The following is an 18,909-nucleotide window of genomic DNA, read 5'->3' as shown; positions in this document are numbered from 1 at the left end:
GCAGTCGCACCTTATCCTTTATCGTACTGAGGAGAAACGGTACATGGTACTGATGATCGTCAGCGGCCGCTCGGGCTCGGGGAAATCCGTCGCTCTGCGAGCGCTGGAAGATATGGGCTTTTACTGCGTGGATAACCTGCCGGTCGTGCTGCTGCCCGATCTGGCGCGGTCGCTGGCTGACCGCAATATCTCCGCGGCCGTCAGCATCGACGTGCGTAACATGCCGGAATCACCGGAAATCTTTGAACAGGCGATGCAGAACCTGCCGGAATGCTTTTCTCCGCAATTGCTGTTCCTTGATGCCGATCGTAATACCCTGATCCGCCGTTACAGCGATACTCGTCGCTTACACCCGCTCTCCAGCAAGAACCTGTCGCTCGAAAGCGCCATCGACGAAGAGAGCGACTTGCTGGAGCCACTGCGCTCCCGTGCGGATCTGATCGTCGATACGTCCGAAATGTCGGTGCATGAGCTGGCGGAAATGCTGCGTACTCGCTTGTTAGGCAAACGCGAGCGCGAACTGACGATGGTCTTCGAATCCTTCGGCTTCAAGCACGGTATTCCGATCGATGCTGATTACGTCTTTGACGTGCGCTTTCTGCCAAACCCGCACTGGGATCCGAAACTGCGTCCAATGACCGGTCTGGATAAACCGGTGGCCGCCTTCCTTGACCGGCACACTGAAGTGCACAACTTTATTTACCAGACCCGGAGCTATCTTGAGCTATGGTTACCGATGCTGGAGACCAACAATCGCAGCTATCTGACGGTGGCCATTGGCTGCACCGGCGGTAAACATCGTTCGGTTTATATTGCTGAACAACTGGCTGACTACTTCCGCTCCCGCGGCAAGAACGTACAGTCTCGTCATCGGACGCTGGAAAAACGTAAATCATGACCGTAAAGCAGACCGTTGAAATCACCAATAAGCTGGGCATGCACGCCCGCCCGGCGATGAAACTGTTTGAGCTGATGCAGAATTTCGATGCCGAAGTACTGCTGCGCAACGATGAAGGCACGGAGGCGGAAGCAAACAGCGTGATTGCCCTGCTGATGCTGGACTCCGCGAAAGGGCGGCAGATAGAGGTGGAAGCCAGCGGTCCGCAGGAAGTTGAGGCGCTCGCCGCGGTGATTGCTCTTTTTAATGCCGGATTTGATGAAGACTAAGCGTCACGCTTCCCGGCGACGGCCGACTGGCGACAGTGCCAGCCCCGGCGCCGGATTCACGCGCTAATACAGCTTATGCTCGCGCATAAACCCTTCCCCGCCCAGCTGTCGCATCTGGCGTAAGATCCAAGCCTGGCGGCTGCGCACATAGCCCGAAGGCGCGTCAGCGCGATAGCGGATCGGATTTGGCAGTACCGCGGCCAGCAGAGCCGCTTCCCCCGGCGTCAGCTGGCTGGCAGGCTTATGAAAATAGCGCTGCGCGGCCGCTTCCACACCAAATATCCCATCGCCAAACTCGGCAATATTCAGGTAGACGGTCAGGATCCGCTTTTTACTCCAGACGGTTTCTATACCGACCGTCAGCCCGGCTTCCAGCCCCTTACGCAACCAGCTGCGGCCATCCCATAAAAACAGGTTTTTCGCCGTCTGCTGCGACAGCGTTGACGCGCCGCGGATGCGGGTATCATGACGCTCATTGTGCGCCAGCGCTTTTTCTATCGCCGATACGTCGAACCCCCAATGTTCCGGGAACTTTTGATCTTCGGCGGCAATCACCGCCAGCCCCATCCACGGAGAGATCTCATCCATGCCGACCCAATCAGAGTGCGCCAGATAGTGGACATCTCCGGAGAGCCAGGCGCTCACCTGCCGCTCAAGCATCACCGCCGAAAACGGCACCGGCAGCACGCTAAACAGCGCGATCCCCCCGCCCCAGAAGACGGCGGCGATCAGCAGCAGACGCAGCGCCAGTCGTTTTAGCAGCGCAAAGGGCGCAACGCGGAGCCTCATGCGCTCAGCGCCAGCACGCGGGCGACCAGCTTTTCGATCCCGGTGGCGGCTTGAGCAATATTCTCTGCCAGCATATACGCCGGGGTGGTGACCACTTTGTTCTCTTCATCCACCACGATGTCGTCGACCGGACAAGGCACGTGCTCCGCCCCCATCTCTTCGACCACATCGGCAGTATCGAGATCGGTCCCGATGGTTATGCGCAGCGGAAACGCAAAAATCTTCGGCAGCAGCGCCGGGGCAATGCACATGAAACCCAGCGGTTTGCCGGCCTGATGCATCGCCAGTGCCAGAGCCTGCAGATCGCGGTCCACCTGGCATTCGCTGCCCTCGGCGGCGAAGCTGCTTAAATTTTTCGCCGCGCCGAAGCCGCCGGGGACGATCAGCCCGTCCAGCGTCTCCGCACGCGCCTGCGTCAGCGGTAAGATGTCGCCGCGGGCAATTCGCGCCGCTTCCACCAGCACATTGCGTTGCTCCGTCAGCGGTTCCCCCGTCAGATGGTTGATGACGTCGCGCTGCGGTTTATCGGGTGCAAAGCACACCGCCTGCGCGCCGTTGCGCGCGATCGCCAGCAGGGTAATCACCGCTTCATGAATTTCACTGCCGTCGTACACGCCGCAGCCGCTCAGTACCACACCAATTTTTTTCATCGCTTTCGCTCCTCCATGCAACTCGCTGAAACCAGTCAAAAATGTCGATTTACTCGCTATGCTTCACATATTTTACTGATTCATGTAACAAATTAGTTAAGCTTTGCTATCTTAATGAGCGAGCAATCCACTTCTCAGGTTGCGCCACGTAACAACATCACTCAAATAACACTGGCTCAACCACCAGTTCCCTGGTGTTGGCGCAGTATTCGCGCACCCCGGTCTGTCCGGGGTCATTTTTTCCCGGCCTTCGCCACCCACGCCTTCAGTACCGCCACGTCGTTTTGCCACTCAGATTTCATCTCTTCAACCCATTCAGCGACATTATCAGACCAGGCTGGCAGATCCGGCGTCTGGATCTGCTGCCCCAGCTGCTGGATGTGGCGCAGACCAATAGAACCCGCCGCCCCTTTGATCTTATGCCCCTCTTCGACAATCCCTTTTTGATCGCGGGCGGTGAGATTGGACTCGAGGACAGACATATAGCCCGGCATCATCTTCTCAAACACCGCGAGGCCATCGTTGATAAGCTTCGGTCCCACCAGTTCGATATATTGCTCCAGCATATCGGTATCCAGCACCGCGTCGGCTTTATGCAGATCGGCCGCCGGCGCTTCCTGCGCTTCCTCTTCCGGCGCATCCCAGAATTTCTTGATCATGGCCGTGAGCGCTGGCACCGACAACGGCTTGCTCAGCACATCGTCCATCCCGGCGTCGAGATACTCTTTCTTATTCTTCAGTACGTTGGCGGTCAGGGCCACCAGCGGCGGCAGCTCATCCGCGGCAAAGTTCTGTTTTAGCTGGCGAGAGATATCCAGCCCCGTCATATCCGGCAATTGAATATCCAGCAACACCAGGTCGTACTCGCCTGGCTCAAACATCTCCAGCGCGGCTTTCCCGGTCATGGCGACATCCACGCTGTTGCCCAGCTTTTCCAGCACCGAACGGGCCACAATGACGTTGAGCTCAATGTCTTCCACCAGCAGCACGTTAAGCGCGGGTAATGGCATGTCGTCTTCCGCCAACGTATCTTCCACTTCTTCCGCAATGGCAGGCGCATGGACGGTGAGCGTAAAGGTCGCCCCTTTACCCGGCTGGCTGGTTACGCTGATATCGCCGCCCATATTGCGCGCCAGGCGACGCGAGACGGCGAGACCAATGCCGGTTCCGGTGGCTGGTTTGCCGCCGTGGCTGTCTTTGACCTGGTAATACATGGCGAAAATTTTGTCCTGTTCCGCTTCAGGAATACCAATTCCGGAGTCTTCCACTTCGAAGTGCAGGATATCGCCTTCGTCATAGCGCACGCGGACATTCACCCCGCCGCCCTGGGGGGTAAACTTCACGGCGTTGCTGATAAGGTTCCACAGGATCTGGCGCAAACGCGTACCGTCGGTGATCACTTTATGCGGTAGCGGCAGGCTCGGCTCCAGCACAAAGCGCAGGCCCTTCTGCTGGGCCTGCAGACCGGAGAGGTTTTCAAGGTCGGCAAGGAAGCTGGTGAAGTCCACCGGCTGGTTATCGAGCTGTACCTTACGGCGCTCCATTTTATCCATGTCGATAATATCATTGAAGATATTCCCCAGCGTCACCGCCGAGACATGGATGGTTTTCAGGTATTTCTCCTGCTCGCTGGTCAGTTCGGTATCCAGCAAAATACGGCTCAGCCCGACGATCCCGTTTAGCGGGGTACGCAGCTCATGGCTGATGGTCGAGATAAAGGTAGTTTTATCCCGGCTGGCGCGCTCGAGGGCATCCTGATAGCGTTTTCGTTCGGTGATATCGCGCCCGAAGCCCATCAGGCCGCGACGCTTACCGACGCGATCGTAGTACGGGACCTTGCGGATTTCGAAGCACGCTTTGCGGCCATCGGGATAGTCCAGCCACTGCTCATAGGTCAGCGATACATTGTGGCGGAACACCTTCTCGTCGGTTTCCAGCACCTTTTCTGCGGCCTCTTCGCTATAGACGTCCTGCGGTTTGAGATGGATCAGCTGTTTCTCACTTTTGCCGGTCAACAGCTCCATCGCCCGGTTACAGCCTGAAAACTCCTTATCTTCATTGCGATAGAAGACCAGGTCCGGGGAAGCATCAAGGAAAGAGCGCAGAAAGGAGGATTGCTGTTCGAGTTGGATCTGCGTCTCTTCACGCTCTTTCATCTCGATCTTCAACTGCTCGAGAGTGGTCTCGCGCTCGGCTTCTGCTTTTTCACGTTCGCCTATCTCCTGATTCAACTGCGCGATGTTATCTTTCAGCTGCACGTTCAGCTTCAGATCGCGCTCGCGCATCTCCTCCAGCTTGTCCACCAGCCGCGAAAGACGCTGGCGAGATTCTTCGAGTTGCTCCACCACCACCGAGAGAAAGTAGACCGCCCAGGGGGTAATCAACAGACCAAAGAAGATAGAGCGGATAACGTCGATACTTTCTACCTGGCCATGCAGCACCATGGTGACCGCCATCTGTACCACAATGGCCAGCACCACCAGCGCAAGAGCCAACAGCATCGAAAAGCGGACCAGACCCAGCTTCATCATCAGGTCGACATAATACTGCGCCAGCATACGAATTTGCTTCATAGAGGATTCCTTCACGACAACTCCGCACAATAATACTCAATTCTGAGCAATGCGCTGTAAGTTGTGCAAAAAATGCGGGAAGGAGCTGATATGACGGCTGGTCGCCAAGGCGAACCAGCCGCTAAAAAGAGGCAAGGTCAGGAGAACGGTTAGCGCTTGCTTAACGCCTCCCAGAGCCCCTTCAGGTAGGTCACGCCGAGAGCGCGGTCGTACAAGCCATAGCCTGGCCGTCCGGTCTCTCCCCAGATAAAACGGCCATGATCCGGGCGAATATAGCCGTCGAACCCGTTGTCATACAGCGCTTGCATCACCTTGTACATATCCAGGGAACCGTACTCTGACGGATGGGCGCACTCGTAAAAATCTTTATCCCGTATCAGCTTAATATTGCGGACGTGGGCAAAGTGGATCCGTTTGCGCCGGGTAAACTCTGCCAGGATGGCGTACACATCGTTATCCGGATCTTCGGCAATCGAGCCGGTGCAGAGCGTGATGCCGTTAGCGGGCGAATCGACGGCCCGGCAGATCCAGTCCAGATCGTCGCGGTTTTTGACCACCCGCGGCAGGCCAAAAATGGAGTACGGCGGATCGTCCGGATGGATCGCCATTTTCACCCCGACCTCTTCACAGACCGGGATCACCGCCCGCAGAAAATAGACCAGGTTCTCCCGCAGCTTGTGGTCATCCACCGCGCTATATTTGGCAAACAGGGTCTGCACCTCCGCCAGCCTTTCTGGCTCCCAGCCCGGCAAGGCGAAGCCGTTTGAGTTCTCCAGTACCTCTTTCACTACGTCTTCCAGCCGTTTATCGATATCTTTCTTCTCAAAAGCCATCGTCAACGAACCATCCGGCAGGACGTAGTTCATATCCGTCTTCATCCAGTCAAAAACCGGCATGAAGTTATAACAGATAACTTTGACGCCGAAGCGGGCAAGGTGGCGAATGGTCTGCTGATAGTTGGCAATATAGCGGTCACGGGAAGGAAGGCCGATTTTAATGTCATCATGAATGTTGACGCTCTCTATCACCTCCATTTTCAGGCCCGCGGCATGGGCCTGGCTGACCAGACGCTCAATTTTATCGACTGGCCATACCTCACCCACCGCGACGTCATAGAGCGCGCCGACGACCCCCTCCACGCCGGGCACCTGTCGTATATGCTCTAATGAAACCTTGTCTTCCTCTGGCCCAAACCAGCGCATTGTCATCTGCATCGTTATCACCTGCTTCATAATTTGTGTTTTTACCCTACTACCATACCAGCAATCATAATCGAATTGCCCTTTCCTGTCGTGATAACGATCACATTCCTGCACCGGGCAAGCCCATCCCGGCGCATTCATATTTTTTTTCAATTTATTTCAATAGATTAATAATAGTCTGGCTTTTTCTGACGACCTCTTCCAAATGTGATCCAGAGCTATTTATGATCAAATGCATACTTGTATGGTAATAAAAACAGGCGAAATTCGTTCGCGAAACAGACAATGGAAGGAACAGAAATGAGAAGCGTCATCGTCAAAGAGCCAGGCCAACTGAACATTGCATCACGTCCGGTTCCCGTTCCGGGCAGCCATGAAGTACGGGTGAAAATCGCCTTTGCCGGGATCTGCGGTTCCGATGTACACATCTATCAGGGCCACAACCCCTTCGCGAAATATCCCCGCGTTATTGGTCATGAATTCTTCGGCATTGTCGATGCCGTCGGCGAGCAGGTCTCTCCGGCGCGTATTGGCGAACGCGTCGCGGTCGATCCGGTGGTCAGCTGCGGCCATTGTTATCCCTGCTCGGTTGGTCGGCCGAATGTTTGCGCGCAGCTCCAGGTCATCGGGGTGCACCGCGATGGGGGATTCAGCGACTATGCCTGCGTGCCGGCCAAAAATGCCTGGCGCATTCCGGAGGCTATCAGCGATCGTCAGGCGACAATGGTTGAGCCTTTTACTATTGCGGCAAATATTACCGCCCAGCTGCAGCCCACGCCGCAGGATATCGCCCTGGTTTACGGCGCTGGCCCAATGGGCCTGACGGTGATCCAGGCGCTGAAGGGGGTGTATGGCGTTAAGCAGGTGATCGTCGTGGACCGCATTGCCGAACGTCTACAGATGGCACGGGACAACGGCGCCGATCTGACGCTCGATAACACCCATCAGCCGCTGGCGGATCAGCTGGCGCAGCGGCAGATAGCCCCCACGCTGGTCATTGATGCCGCCTGCCACCCAGCCATTCTGCAGGAGGCAATCCTCCTCGCCTCCCCTGCAGCCCGCATCGGCATACTCGGTTTCTCCGGCGAGGCGTCCACGCTGACCCAGCAAAGCATCACCAGTAAAGAGATCTCCATTTTCTCCTCGCGGCTGAACAGCGGGCGCTTTCCGCTGGTCATCGACTGGATGGAAAAAGGCCTTATCCATCCTGAGGCGTTAATCACCCACTGTATGCCGCTGGAGCAGGTGAAAGAAGCCATGGAGATTTTCGCCAACGATCGGAAGACCTGCTGCAAAGTGCTGCTGCAATTAGGCTAAGCCGACATTATTTTTAAATAACGGCCGACGGATATCTGTAGATCCGCCGCGCCTGATATAAATCATATAATGAGCATGGTGTTATCATGGGAAAAAATATTCGCTGGATTATCGTCCTGTTATTATTTTTAGTGTATATGATAAATTATCTGGACCGGGTGGCGTTATCCATTACGGTGCCGATGATTGAAAAGGACCTTGCACTTAACGCTGAACAATTTGGTATGATTTTCGGCAGCTTTTTCTTCGGCTACGCGGTCTTTAATTTTATTGGCGGCCTCGCCGTCGATAAATTTGGCGCCACATTGGTGATGGGCCTGGCGGTTGGGTTATGGTCGCTGTTTTGCGGCTTAACCGCGGTTGCCACCGGCTTTTATTCCATGCTGGTGCTCCGCGTGCTCTTCGGGATGGCAGAGGGCCCGATTTGCGCCTCAGCGAACAAGATGATTAACGGCTGGTTTCCTAAAAAGCAAGCAGCAACCGCAGTGGGGTTCCTCAGCGCCGGCTCTCCGCTGGGCGGCGCGGTCGCCGGACCTATCGTCGGTTATCTGGCCCTGGCTTTCGGCTGGCGTCCCGCGTTTATGATTATTTTCGCCATCGGTATTGTGTGGATGGTCGTGTGGTTTTTTATTGCCGCCAACTCGCCTGACAAACATAAGCATGTCAGTCAGGAAGAGCTCATGCTCATTAATAAAATGAAGCAAGAGGAGGACGCCCTGGAAACCGTAGAAAATCAAACGGCCCACTCACTGGGTTATTATCTCAAGCAGCCTATTATTCTGGTGACGGCATTTGCCTTCTTCTGCTACAACTATATTCTGTTTTTCTTTCTCAGCTGGTTTCCGTCCTATCTGGTCCAGCAGCACCATCTGGATATTAAACAGATGAGTCTCACCACCATGATCCCGTGGATCGTCGGTTTTGTCGGTCTGGCGCTGGGGGGTTATATATCCGATAAAATATTTAACCTTACCGGAAGGCTGCTGCTGTCGCGCAAAATCGTGCTGGTGGTATGCCTGCTAATGGCCGCGCTCTGCGTGGGGCTCGCCGGTACCGTTAGCAGCGTCGTTCCTGCCGTTCTGCTGATGTCGGTCTCCATCTTTTTCCTCTATGTGACCGGGGCGATCTACTGGGCGATTATTCAGGACGTGGTGCATAAATCCCGCGTCGGCGGCGCCAGCGGCTTTATCCATCTTATCGGCAGCGTCTCCGGCATCGTGGGGCCGATTGTCACGGGCTATATCGTGCAGTCCACCGGCAAATTCGACAGCGCCTTTATTCTCGCCGGCACTATCGCCGCGCTTGGCGCCGTGCTGGTGCTGCTGGTGATTAAAACCCCACGGATGACGATGAAAGCCAGTCAGGCATAAATGGCTGAAGAGCGATGTCCGGCCTTGGCCCGGACATCGTCTGCTTCTACTTCTCCGCCAGGGGCACTGCCCAGCTGCGGCCTAGCGCCGAGCCCTGAGCGCCCTGCTCATTCAGATAGCGATCCAGTTCAACCATTCCGGTCCAGCGATTTTCGCACCACAGCGGCGCCAATAGCGTGGGTCGACGGGCGCTGGCCGATATCCGGTGATAGATCACCTCCGGCGGCGTATGGCGAATCATCTCCCCGGCGGTCACGGTATACGCCTCCAGCTCAATGCCATTGAGACGCCCGGCCTGCCACGCTTTGGCCATAATACTGCCTTTGACAATGTGCAGCGGGTGCAGCTTGATGCCGTCCACGCCGGTCGCCACCACCCGCTCCAGCGTCTCCAGGCAATGGCCCAGGGCCTCTCCGGGCAGGCCGACGATCAGATGTGCGCAGACCTTCAGCCCTCGCGCTCGCGCCAGACGCGCAGTACGCTGGTAGCAAGCGAAATCATGCCCACGGTTAATCCGATGCAGGGTTTTATCGTGCGCGGTTTGCAGTCCCAGCTCCAGCCATACCTCATATCCTTGCTCATGATATTCACTCAGCAGATCGAGGACTGCCTCCGGCACGCAGTCCGGGCGGGTGCCGACGCAGAGGCCGACAATATTCGCCTGGCTGATGGCCTGACGATACATCGAGCGGAGCACCTGCACTTCAGCGAAGGTGCTGGTATAGGCCTGGAAATAGGCCAGATAGCGCTTTGCCCGGTTGACGAGCTGCGCCTGATGAGCGAGCTGTTCGGCGATGGAGCGATGCTGCTGCGCCTCATCGGCAAAGGAAGCCACATTACAGAAAGTGCAACCGCCGCGGCCCAGCGTGCCGTCGCGGTTCGGGCAGCTAAAACCGCCGTGCAGCGTCAGCTTATGGACCTTTTCGCCATAGCGGCGCATAAGATCCCCACCAAACATATTGACTAATTTCTGTAACTGCATAATCTGATAGACCGGCCTCAACAAAGGGGGCCAAGCCTGCCACTTTTTGTCACCGACGGCGATGACCTGGATCAATCGTCAGCGCGGCGGCCACCCTCATTGCATAAACAATCATGATTACTGCAATTTCATTCACCTCTGTGGTGATGAGTTTTCCTTATATTTCACCTGCGGATAGCCCTAATCTTCTTCACGGTAAAAAACAGTATTAATATCCATTGAGAAAATATATGGCAGTCAAATATGCTAATGATGACATGCATTTCAGCGCATAACGGTAATGCAAAGCCGCGTGCACAGTGAGACAGATCACACTAGCCTGACCTTCCTGAGGCGTATTCATAGCACGAAAAATGGCACTATTTATTTTTAAAACAACAAGTTAACACCTGTATAGCACATTTTTGTATTAATAAGATTGCCATTTGACGTAAGTGTGGATTCCCGATAAGTTGGGAATCCGCTGGAAGCTTTCTGGATGAGCACTCTGCTCATCATATTTATGCAGTAATTGAGATTCCCTCTTAACAGCAAGTCCTCAAACTTGTGTACCGATGCGAAAAGGATTTAAAGAGGGCGAATGCGAGGTGCAAACCCCGTCGCCATACTCTTTCTGTGCCTGTGCGCAATCGGTATCGGAGGGTGTCCGCAGAGCCTGGGGAGGTTCACTGATATGTTGTACGACAAATCCCTTGAGAGGGATAACTGTGGTTTCGGCCTGATCGCCCACATAGAAGGCGAACCTAGCCACAAGGTAGTGCGAACCGCGATACACGCACTGGCCCGCATGCAGCACCGTGGCGCAATCCTTGCCGATGGTAAAACCGGCGACGGTTGCGGTCTGCTGCTGCAAAAACCCGATCGTTTCTTCCGCATCGTTGCTGAAGAGCGCGGCTGGCGTTTAGCCAAAAACTACGCCGTTGGGATGCTGTTCCTGAATAAAGATCCTGAGCTGGCTAAAGCGGCGCGCCGCATCGTTGAAGAAGAACTTCAGCTTGAGACCCTGTCGATTGTCGGCTGGCGCGATGTGCCGACCAACGAAGGCGTCCTCGGTGAAATCGCCCTCTCCTCGCTGCCCCGTATTGAGCAAATCTTTGTGAACGCCCCGGCTGGCTGGCGCCCGCGCGATATGGAGCGCCGTCTGTTTATTGCGCGTCGTCGCATTGAAAAACGCCTGCAGGAAGACAAAGATTTCTACGTTTGTAGCCTGTCCAACCTGGTCAACATCTATAAAGGTCTGTGTATGCCGGCGGATTTGCCGCGCTTCTACCTGGACCTCGCGGACCTGCGCCTGGAGTCGGCTATCTGCCTGTTCCACCAGCGCTTCTCCACCAACACCGTGCCGCGCTGGCCGCTGGCGCAGCCGTTCCGTTACCTGGCGCACAACGGTGAAATCAACACCATCACCGGCAACCGCCAGTGGGCCCGCGCCCGTACCTATAAGTTCCAGACCCCGCTGATCCCGGATCTGCACGACGCCGCGCCGTTCGTTAACGAAACCGGCTCTGACTCCAGTTCAATGGACAACATGCTGGAGCTGCTGCTGGCCGGCGGGATGGATATCGTGCGCGCCATGCGCCTGCTGGTGCCGCCAGCCTGGCAGAACAACCCGGATATGGATCCGGAGCTGCGTTCGTTCTTCGACTTTAACTCCATGCATATGGAGCCGTGGGACGGCCCGGCGGGCATCGTCATGTCCGATGGCCGCTACGCTGCCTGTAACCTCGATCGTAATGGCCTGCGCCCGGCGCGCTACGTCATTACCAAAGATAAGCTCATCACCTGCGCCTCTGAAGTCGGTATCTGGGACTACCAGCCGGACGAAGTGGTCGAGAAAGGCCGCGTGGGCCCAGGCGAGCTGATGGTTATCGATACCCGCGCCGGACGCATTCTGCACTCGGCGGAAACCGATGACGATCTGAAGAGCCGCCACCCGTACAAAGAGTGGATGGAGAAAAACGTTCGTCGCCTGGTGCCGTTCGAAGATCTGCCGGAAGAAGAAGTCGGCAGCCGCCAACTGGATGACGACACGCTCGCCAGCTACCAGAAACAGTTTAACTACAGCGCGGAAGAGCTGGACTCCGTCCTGCGCGTGCTCGGCGAAAATGGCCAGGAAGCAGTCGGTTCGATGGGCGATGACACACCTTTCGCCGTGCTCTCCAGCCAGCCGCGCATTATCTACGATTACTTCCGTCAGCAGTTCGCCCAGGTGACTAACCCGCCTATCGATCCGCTGCGTGAAGCGCACGTCATGTCGCTGGCCACCAGCATCGGTCGCGAAATGAACGTCTTCTGCGAAGCGGAAGGCCAGGCCCATCGCCTGAGCTTCAAATCGCCGATCCTGCTGTACTCCGATTTCAAACAGCTGACGACGATGGAAGAAGAGCACTATCGTGCCGACGTCCTCGACATCACGTTTAACCCGGCAGAGGCCTCGCTCAGCGAGACGGTGAAAGCCCTGTGTGACAAAGCAGAGCAAATGGTGCGCGAGGGTACCGTGCTGCTGGTGCTGTCCGACCGCAACATCGCCAAAGACCGTCTGCCGGTACCGGCGCCGATGGCCGTTGGCGCGATCCAGACCCGTCTGGTCGATAAAAGTCTGCGCTGCGATGCCAACATCATCGTTGAAACCGCCAGCGCCCGCGATCCGCATCACTTTGCGGTCCTGCTCGGCTTCGGCGCGACCGCTATCTATCCGTACCTCGCCTATGAAACGCTGGCGAAGCTGGTCGACAGCAAAGCTATCGATAAAGCCTACCGTGCGGTGATGCTGAACTATCGCAACGGTATCAACAAAGGTCTGTACAAAATCATGTCGAAGATGGGGATCTCCACCATCGCGTCCTACCGCTGCTCGAAGCTGTTCGAAGCCGTCGGTCTGCATCGCGAGGTTTCCGATCTCTGCTTCCAGGGCGTGGTCAGCCGCATCGGCGGCGCCGGCTTCGACGATTTCCAGCAGGATCTGCTGAATCTGTCGAAACGCGCCTGGCTGGCACGTAAGCCACTGGCTCAGGGCGGCCTGCTGAAGTTCGTGCACGGCGGTGAATATCACGCCTACAACCCGGACGTGGTTCAGACCCTGCAGAAGGCCGTGCAGAGCGGCGAATACAGTGACTATCAACAATACGCGAAACTGGTTAACGAACGTCCGGCGGCCACGCTGCGCGATCTGCTGGCGCTCAATCCAGGCGAAGACGCTATCAGTATCGACGACGTAGAACCGGCGAAAGAGCTGTTCAAACGCTTCGATACCGCGGCGATGTCGATCGGCGCGCTGAGCCCTGAAGCACACGAATCGCTGGCGGAAGCGATGAACAGCATCGGCGGTTTCTCTAACTCCGGTGAAGGCGGTGAAGACCCGGCGCGCTACGGCACCAATAAAGTGTCGCGCATCAAGCAGGTCGCGTCCGGCCGCTTCGGCGTCACGCCAGCCTATCTGGTCAATGCCGACGTCATCCAGATCAAAGTCGCCCAGGGGGCGAAACCGGGTGAAGGCGGTCAGTTGCCGGGTGATAAAGTCACCCCATATATCGCCAAACTGCGCTATTCCGTACCGGGCGTGACGCTGATCTCCCCGCCGCCGCACCACGATATCTACTCTATCGAGGATTTGGCGCAGCTGATTTTCGACCTCAAGCAGGTCAACCCGAAAGCGATGATTTCGGTCAAACTGGTTTCTGAACCGGGCGTTGGCACCATCGCCACCGGCGTGGCCAAAGCCTATGCCGACCTGATCACCATCGCCGGCTACGACGGCGGTACCGGGGCGAGCCCGCTCTCGTCGGTGAAATATGCCGGCTGTCCGTGGGAGCTTGGCCTGGTGGAAACCCAGCAGGCGCTGGTCGCTAACGGTCTGCGTCACAAGATCCGTCTGCAGGTGGACGGCGGCCTGAAAACCGGCCTCGATATCATCAAAGCGGCGATCCTTGGCGCAGAAAGCTTCGGTTTCGGTACCGGCCCGATGGTCGCGCTGGGCTGTAAATACCTGCGTATTTGCCACCTGAACAACTGCGCGACCGGCGTGGCGACTCAGGATGACAAACTGCGTAAGAACCACTATCACGGTCTGCCGTTCAAAGTGACCAACTACTTTGAATTTATCGCCCGTGAGACCCGCGAGCTGATGGCCCAGCTGGGCGTCAAACGTCTGGTGGATCTGATTGGCCGCACCGATCTGCTCAAAGAGCTGGATGGGTTTACTGCCAAGCAGCAGAAACTGGATCTGGGTAAACTGCTGGAGACCGCAGAGCCGCATCCGGGCAAAGCGCTGTACTGCACCGAGAACAACCCACCGTTCGATAACGGTGTACTCAACGCGCAGCTGCTGCAGCAGGCGAAACCGTACGTGGATGAAAAGCAGAGCAAAACGTTCTGGTTCGATATCCGCAATACCGACCGCTCCGTGGGGGCCTCGCTGTCCGGGTATATTGCCCAGACCCATGGTGACCAGGGACTGGCCGGGGATCCGATCGTCGCCCACTTTAGCGGCACCGCAGGCCAGAGCTTCGGCGTGTGGAACGCCGGTGGCGTAGAGCTGCATCTGACCGGCGATGCCAACGACTATGTCGGGAAAGGCATGGCGGGCGGTCTGCTGGCCATTCGTCCTCCGGTCGGCTCTGCGTTCCGCAGCCATGAAGCCAGCATTATCGGCAACACCTGCCTGTACGGCGCGACCGGTGGTCGTCTGTACGCCGCAGGCCGCGCAGGCGAGCGTTTCGCCGTGCGTAACTCCGGCGCCATTACCGTGGTGGAAGGCATCGGTGACAACGGCTGTGAATATATGACCGGCGGCATCGTCTGCGTGCTCGGTAAAACCGGCGTCAACTTTGGCGCAGGGATGACCGGCGGCTTTGCTTATGTCCTGGATGAAGATGGCGACTTCCGTAAACGCGTGAACCCGGAACTGGTGGAAGTGCTGGATGTTGATTCTCTGGCAATCCATGAAGAGCACCTGCGCGGTTTAATCACCGAACATGTGCAGCTTACCGGTTCGCAACGTGGCGAAGAGATCCTCGCCAACTGGCCGGCCTTCTCCGCGAAGTTTGCGCTGGTTAAACCGAAGTCCAGCGATGTTAAAGCACTGTTGGGTCACCGTAGTCGTTCCGCAGCTGAGCTGCGGGTGCAGGCGCAGTAAGGGGTTAAGATGAGTCAGAACGTTTATCAATTTATCGACCTGCAGCGCGTTGATCCGCCAAAGAAACCGCTGAAGATCCGTAAAATTGAGTTTGTGGAAATTTACGAGCCGTTTTCAGAAGGCCAGGCCAAGGCGCAGGCAGATCGCTGCCTCTCCTGCGGCAACCCGTACTGTGAATGGAAATGCCCGGTGCATAACTACATCCCGAACTGGCTGAAGCTGGCCAACGAGGGGCGTATTTTTGAGGCGGCTGAGCTGTCGCATCAGACCAACACCCTGCCAGAAGTCTGCGGGCGCGTTTGCCCGCAGGACCGCCTGTGTGAAGGCTCCTGTACGCTGAACGATGAGTTCGGCGCGGTGACCATCGGCAACATCGAACGCTATATCAATGACAAAGCATTCGAAATGGGCTGGCGTCCGGATCTCTCCGGCGTGAAGCCGACCGGTAAAACCGTCGCGATCATCGGTGCTGGCCCGGCGGGCCTCGCTTGTGCCGACGTGCTGACCCGCAACGGCGTCAAGGCGGTGGTGTTTGACCGCCATCCGGAAATCGGCGGCCTGCTGACCTTCGGTATCCCGGCGTTCAAGCTGGAAAAAGAGGTGATGACCCGCCGCCGTGAAATCTTCACCGGCATGGGCATTGAGTTCAAACTCAATACCGAAGTGGGTCGCGACGTACAGCTCGACGACCTGCTGAAAGAGTACGATGCCGTGTTCCTCGGCGTCGGGACCTATCAGTCGATGCGCGGTGGACTGGACAACGAAGACGCCCCGGGCGTCTACGACGCGCTGCCGTTCCTGATCGCTAACACCAAGCAGATCATGGGCTTTGGCGAAACAGCTGATGAGCCCTACGTCAGCATGGAAGGCAAACGCGTGGTCGTGCTCGGCGGTGGCGACACCGCGATGGACTGCGTGCGGACCTCCATTCGTCAGAATGCGGCGCACGTGATCTGTGCCTATCGTCGTGACGAAGAGAACATGCCCGGTTCAAAACGCGAAGTGAAAAACGCGCGTGAAGAAGGCGTTGAGTTCCAGTTCAACGTCCAGCCGCTGGGCGTGGAAGTGAATGCCAATGGCAAAGTGTGCGGCGTGAAGATGGCGCGCACCGAGATGGGCCAGCCGGACGCGAAAGGCCGCCGTCGCGCGGAGATCGTCGCTGGTTCTGAACACGTGGTGCCGGCTGATGCGGTGGTAATGGCCTTTGGCTTCCGTCCGCACAGCATGGAGTGGCTGGCGAAGCACAGCGTCGAGCTGGACTCTCAGGGCCGCATCATCGCGCCGGAAGGCAGCGACAACGCGTTCCAGACCAGCAACCCGAAAATCTTCGCCGGTGGCGATATCGTTCGCGGTTCCGACCTGGTGGTCACTGCGATTGCCGAAGGCCGTAAAGCGGCGGACGGGATCCTCAACTACCTTGAAGTCTGATTAGGCTCTGAGCCTCAGCGCCTAAAAGCCCGATGGTTAACGCCATCGGGCTTTTTTATTGCTCATTCGCCGGGCAAACCGCCGCTTTCAGCGCCGAATTATACCAGCCGCAGATATGCTCTAAGCGGGTGATCGCCGATCCGACGGTCACCGCCCACGCGCCGCAGCGCATCGCTTCAGCCGCCTGCGCAGGCGTATTGTAGCGCCCCTCTGCGACCACTCGGCAGCCCGCGGCGCTCAGGCTTTTCACCAGCGCCAGGTCCGGTTCGTCCGGTGTCTCCTCTGCGGTATAGCCGGAGAGAGTAGTGCCAACCATATCGAAGCCCAACTGCCAGCATTCCAGGGCATCGTCGAGAGAGGAACAATCTGCCATCGCGTTTTTCCCCTGGCGGTGAATTGCCGCCAACAACGATGCGACAGAGGCCGGACGCTGGCGCCGCGTGCCGTCAACCGCAATGATATCGGCCCCCGCCTGCGCCAGGGCATTCACATCCTCAAGCCACGGCGTAATACGCACCGGGCTATCATGCAGATCGCGCTTAATCAGCGCGATAACAGGCACCGTCACTAACGGACGAACGGCCTGCAGGTTGGCCAGACCTTCTATGCGCAGCGCCACCGCCCCCGCCTGTTCCGCCGCCAGCGCCATCGCCGCGACGATGGCGGGGTTATCCAGCGGGCTGCCCGGCACCGGCTGACAGGAGACAATTAACCCACCGTAATAGCGAATACGCCGATCCAGTTGTGCAAGTAAAGACATGACTGCTCCCTGAAAGATAAGTGTGGCAATAACAGTACCAGCCGCAGGGGCGCGTCGTGTGTGGCGGGGTTAACAAAGCAGGCAGGAAAAAAAACAGGCCCCGGAGGGCCTGTCAGGCGTTACTTCACAACGCGGAGCGCCGGGCGACCACCGCGCGGCGGCGGCGTGTCGTCAGGATCGTCGTCGTGATTATCCGGCTTATCGCCATCGATCACCGACATCACCGTTTCGCTTTCACTCTCAGGCGCGACGTCATCATCGTTGAGGCTGCTGACATCTTCGTCATAGGCCGCTTCCGGTTCAAACATCGTGCCGGCGCCGTTCTCACGGGCATAGATGGCGAGTACCGCAGCCAGCGGAACAGACACGTTACGCGGCACGCCGCCAAAGCGCGCGTTAAAACGCACCTCGTCATTCGCCAGCTCCAGATTGCCGACCGCACGCGGGGCAATATTGAGAACGATTTGACCGTCGCGCGCGTACTCCATCGGTACGAGCACGCCCGGCAGAGTGACATCCACCACCAGGTGCGGCGTCAGCTGGTTATCCAGCAGCCACTCATAAAACGCCCGTAACAGATACGGGCGACGCGGCGTCAGCTGTGATACATCCATTATTTAGCCCCGACCGAGGCGCATTTCACGCTCGGCTTCAGTTAAAGAAGCGAGGAAGGAATCACGCTCAAATACGCGAGTCATGTAGCCTTTGAGCTCTTTCGCGCCTGCGCCAACCAGTTCCACACCGAGAACCGGCAAACGCCACAGCAGCGGCGCCAGGTAGCAATCCACCAGGCTGAACTCGTCGCTCAGGAAGTAAGGTTTCTGGGTGAAGACCGGCGCGATGGCCAGCAGTTCTTCACGCAGCTGCTTACGCGCAGCATCAGCTTGCGCTGCGGTACCGCTCTGGATGGTGTTCATCAGCGAATACCAGTCCTTCTCGATACGTTGCATATACAGGCGGCTTTCTCCACGCGCCACCGGATAAACCGGCATTAACGGCGGATGCGGGAAACGCTCATCCAGATACTCCATAATGATGCGAGATTCCCACAGAGTGAGCTCACGATCCACCAGCGTCGGTACGCTTTGATTCGGGTTGAGGTCAATCAGATCCTGAGGTGGGTTGTCCTTCTCCACGTGCTCTATCTCAAAACTGACACCCTTCTCAGCCAGCACAATGCGGACCTGATGGCTATAGATGTCAGTAGGACCAGAAAACAGCGTCATTACCGAACGTTTGTTGGCAGCGACAGCCATGAAAACCTCCAGGTATATTCAGAATTTTGTACTGCTGCCAGTCACTCATGACCGGCCAGATGTAAAAACCCCAGTAGCGCGATGTCACCTTCGTTCACGAATAAAACAAAAAATGAACAATCACCAGCATTTGGGCAGAAAATTGGATGATAGTTTACCAGATTTTGAAGACGTTGTGGTGAGGGGATTCTGGAAATGCTGAAAAAGTGGCGAAAACCGGCGGCATGATTGTGGATAACAGCCGTTTTATCCATAAAAAAACCCGCCGGAGCGGGTTTTTT

Annotated in this window: 15 protein-coding genes; 6 read left to right on the top strand and 9 right to left on the bottom strand. The window is 57.0% G+C overall.

Annotated elements, in window-relative coordinates:
- Window positions 1–43: 43 nt before the first annotated feature.
- Together rapZ and npr are read left to right on the top strand one after the other, a co-directional pair.
- Window positions 44–898 carry an RNase adapter RapZ gene (gene rapZ, locus FHW76_RS24445; protein ID WP_002918428.1) on the top strand — a complete coding sequence of 285 codons (855 nt, stop codon included), beginning with the start codon at window positions 44–46 and terminating at the stop codon, window positions 896–898.
- A complete protein-coding gene (gene npr, locus FHW76_RS24440; protein ID WP_002918431.1) occupies window positions 895–1,167 on the top strand; it encodes a PTS phosphocarrier protein NPr in 273 nt (90 codons plus the stop codon). The genes rapZ and npr overlap by 4 nt, the downstream gene beginning before the upstream one ends.
- A gap of 63 nt (window positions 1,168–1,230) precedes the next feature.
- Here the strand turns inward: npr and mtgA are convergent, their stop codons facing one another.
- The 4 genes from mtgA to uxuA form a co-directional block, all read right to left on the bottom strand.
- Window positions 1,231–1,956 (bottom strand): monofunctional biosynthetic peptidoglycan transglycosylase, encoded by a 726-nt coding sequence (gene mtgA / locus FHW76_RS24435; protein WP_008806653.1) that lies wholly within the window; start codon window positions 1,954–1,956, stop codon window positions 1,231–1,233.
- A complete protein-coding gene (gene elbB / locus FHW76_RS24430; RefSeq protein WP_032733859.1) occupies window positions 1,953–2,606 on the bottom strand; it encodes an isoprenoid biosynthesis glyoxalase ElbB in 654 nt (217 codons plus the stop codon). Before elbB ends, mtgA begins: the two co-directional genes overlap by 4 nt.
- 233 nt (window positions 2,607–2,839) lie before the next feature.
- Window positions 2,840–5,179: an aerobic respiration two-component sensor histidine kinase ArcB gene (gene arcB / locus FHW76_RS24425; protein WP_012540466.1), complete on the bottom strand. Its 2,340-nt coding sequence runs from the start codon at window positions 5,177–5,179 to the stop codon at window positions 2,840–2,842.
- Between the two features lie 149 nt (window positions 5,180–5,328).
- A complete protein-coding gene (uxuA, locus tag FHW76_RS24420) occupies window positions 5,329–6,393 on the bottom strand; it encodes a mannonate dehydratase (RefSeq protein WP_008806656.1) in 1,065 nt (354 codons plus the stop codon).
- A gap of 288 nt (window positions 6,394–6,681) precedes the next feature.
- On the opposite strand from uxuA, the gene FHW76_RS24415 reads away from it, so the two are divergent.
- Window positions 6,682–7,698, top strand: a complete 1,017-nt coding sequence (locus FHW76_RS24415; protein ID WP_012967168.1) for a Zn-dependent oxidoreductase — start codon at window positions 6,682–6,684, stop codon at window positions 7,696–7,698.
- Window positions 7,699–7,784: 86 nt separating this feature from the next.
- Window positions 7,785–9,068 (top strand): MFS transporter, encoded by a 1,284-nt coding sequence (locus FHW76_RS24410; RefSeq protein WP_008806658.1) that lies wholly within the window; start codon window positions 7,785–7,787, stop codon window positions 9,066–9,068.
- 46 nt (window positions 9,069–9,114) lie between these two features.
- Here the strand turns inward: FHW76_RS24410 and FHW76_RS24405 are convergent, their stop codons facing one another.
- Window positions 9,115–10,050, bottom strand: a complete 936-nt coding sequence (locus FHW76_RS24405) for a TIGR01212 family radical SAM protein (RefSeq protein WP_032731319.1) — start codon at window positions 10,048–10,050, stop codon at window positions 9,115–9,117.
- A 673-nt stretch (window positions 10,051–10,723) separates the two neighbouring features.
- Here FHW76_RS24405 and gltB point away from each other — a divergent pair.
- Window positions 10,724–15,184 (top strand): glutamate synthase large subunit, encoded by a 4,461-nt coding sequence (gene gltB, locus FHW76_RS24400; RefSeq protein ID WP_008806660.1) that lies wholly within the window; start codon window positions 10,724–10,726, stop codon window positions 15,182–15,184.
- Window positions 15,185–15,193: 9 nt separating this feature from the next.
- Window positions 15,194–16,612, top strand: coding sequence for a glutamate synthase subunit GltD (gene gltD, locus FHW76_RS24395; RefSeq protein ID WP_008806661.1), 1,419 nt, complete (start codon window positions 15,194–15,196; stop codon window positions 16,610–16,612).
- Window positions 16,613–16,667: 55 nt separating this feature from the next.
- Here gltD and FHW76_RS24390 read toward each other — a convergent pair whose 3' ends face one another.
- From FHW76_RS24390 to FHW76_RS24375, 4 genes are all read right to left on the bottom strand, one after another.
- On the bottom strand, window positions 16,668–17,372 hold the full coding sequence (locus FHW76_RS24390; RefSeq protein WP_032731321.1) for an N-acetylmannosamine-6-phosphate 2-epimerase: 705 nt from the start codon (window positions 17,370–17,372) through the stop codon (window positions 16,668–16,670).
- Between the two features lie 119 nt (window positions 17,373–17,491).
- Window positions 17,492–17,986 (bottom strand): ClpXP protease specificity-enhancing factor, encoded by a 495-nt coding sequence (sspB, locus tag FHW76_RS24385; RefSeq protein ID WP_008806663.1) that lies wholly within the window; start codon window positions 17,984–17,986, stop codon window positions 17,492–17,494.
- Window positions 17,987–17,989: 3 nt separating this feature from the next.
- Window positions 17,990–18,628 carry a stringent starvation protein SspA gene (gene sspA / locus FHW76_RS24380; RefSeq protein WP_002918467.1) on the bottom strand — a complete coding sequence of 213 codons (639 nt, stop codon included), beginning with the start codon at window positions 18,626–18,628 and terminating at the stop codon, window positions 17,990–17,992.
- Between the two features lie 41 nt (window positions 18,629–18,669).
- Window positions 18,670–18,882, bottom strand: a complete 213-nt coding sequence (locus tag FHW76_RS24375; RefSeq protein WP_136047529.1) for a hypothetical protein — start codon at window positions 18,880–18,882, stop codon at window positions 18,670–18,672.
- Between the last annotated feature and the right edge of the window lie 27 nt (window positions 18,883–18,909).

This window comes from Klebsiella sp. RC2 (assembly GCF_014192815.1).
GTDB lineage: Bacteria > Pseudomonadota > Gammaproteobacteria > Enterobacterales > Enterobacteriaceae > Klebsiella > Klebsiella variicola.
The sequence above is the reverse complement of the archived record's forward strand: the minus strand, read 5'-3'. Positions and strand labels throughout refer to the sequence as shown.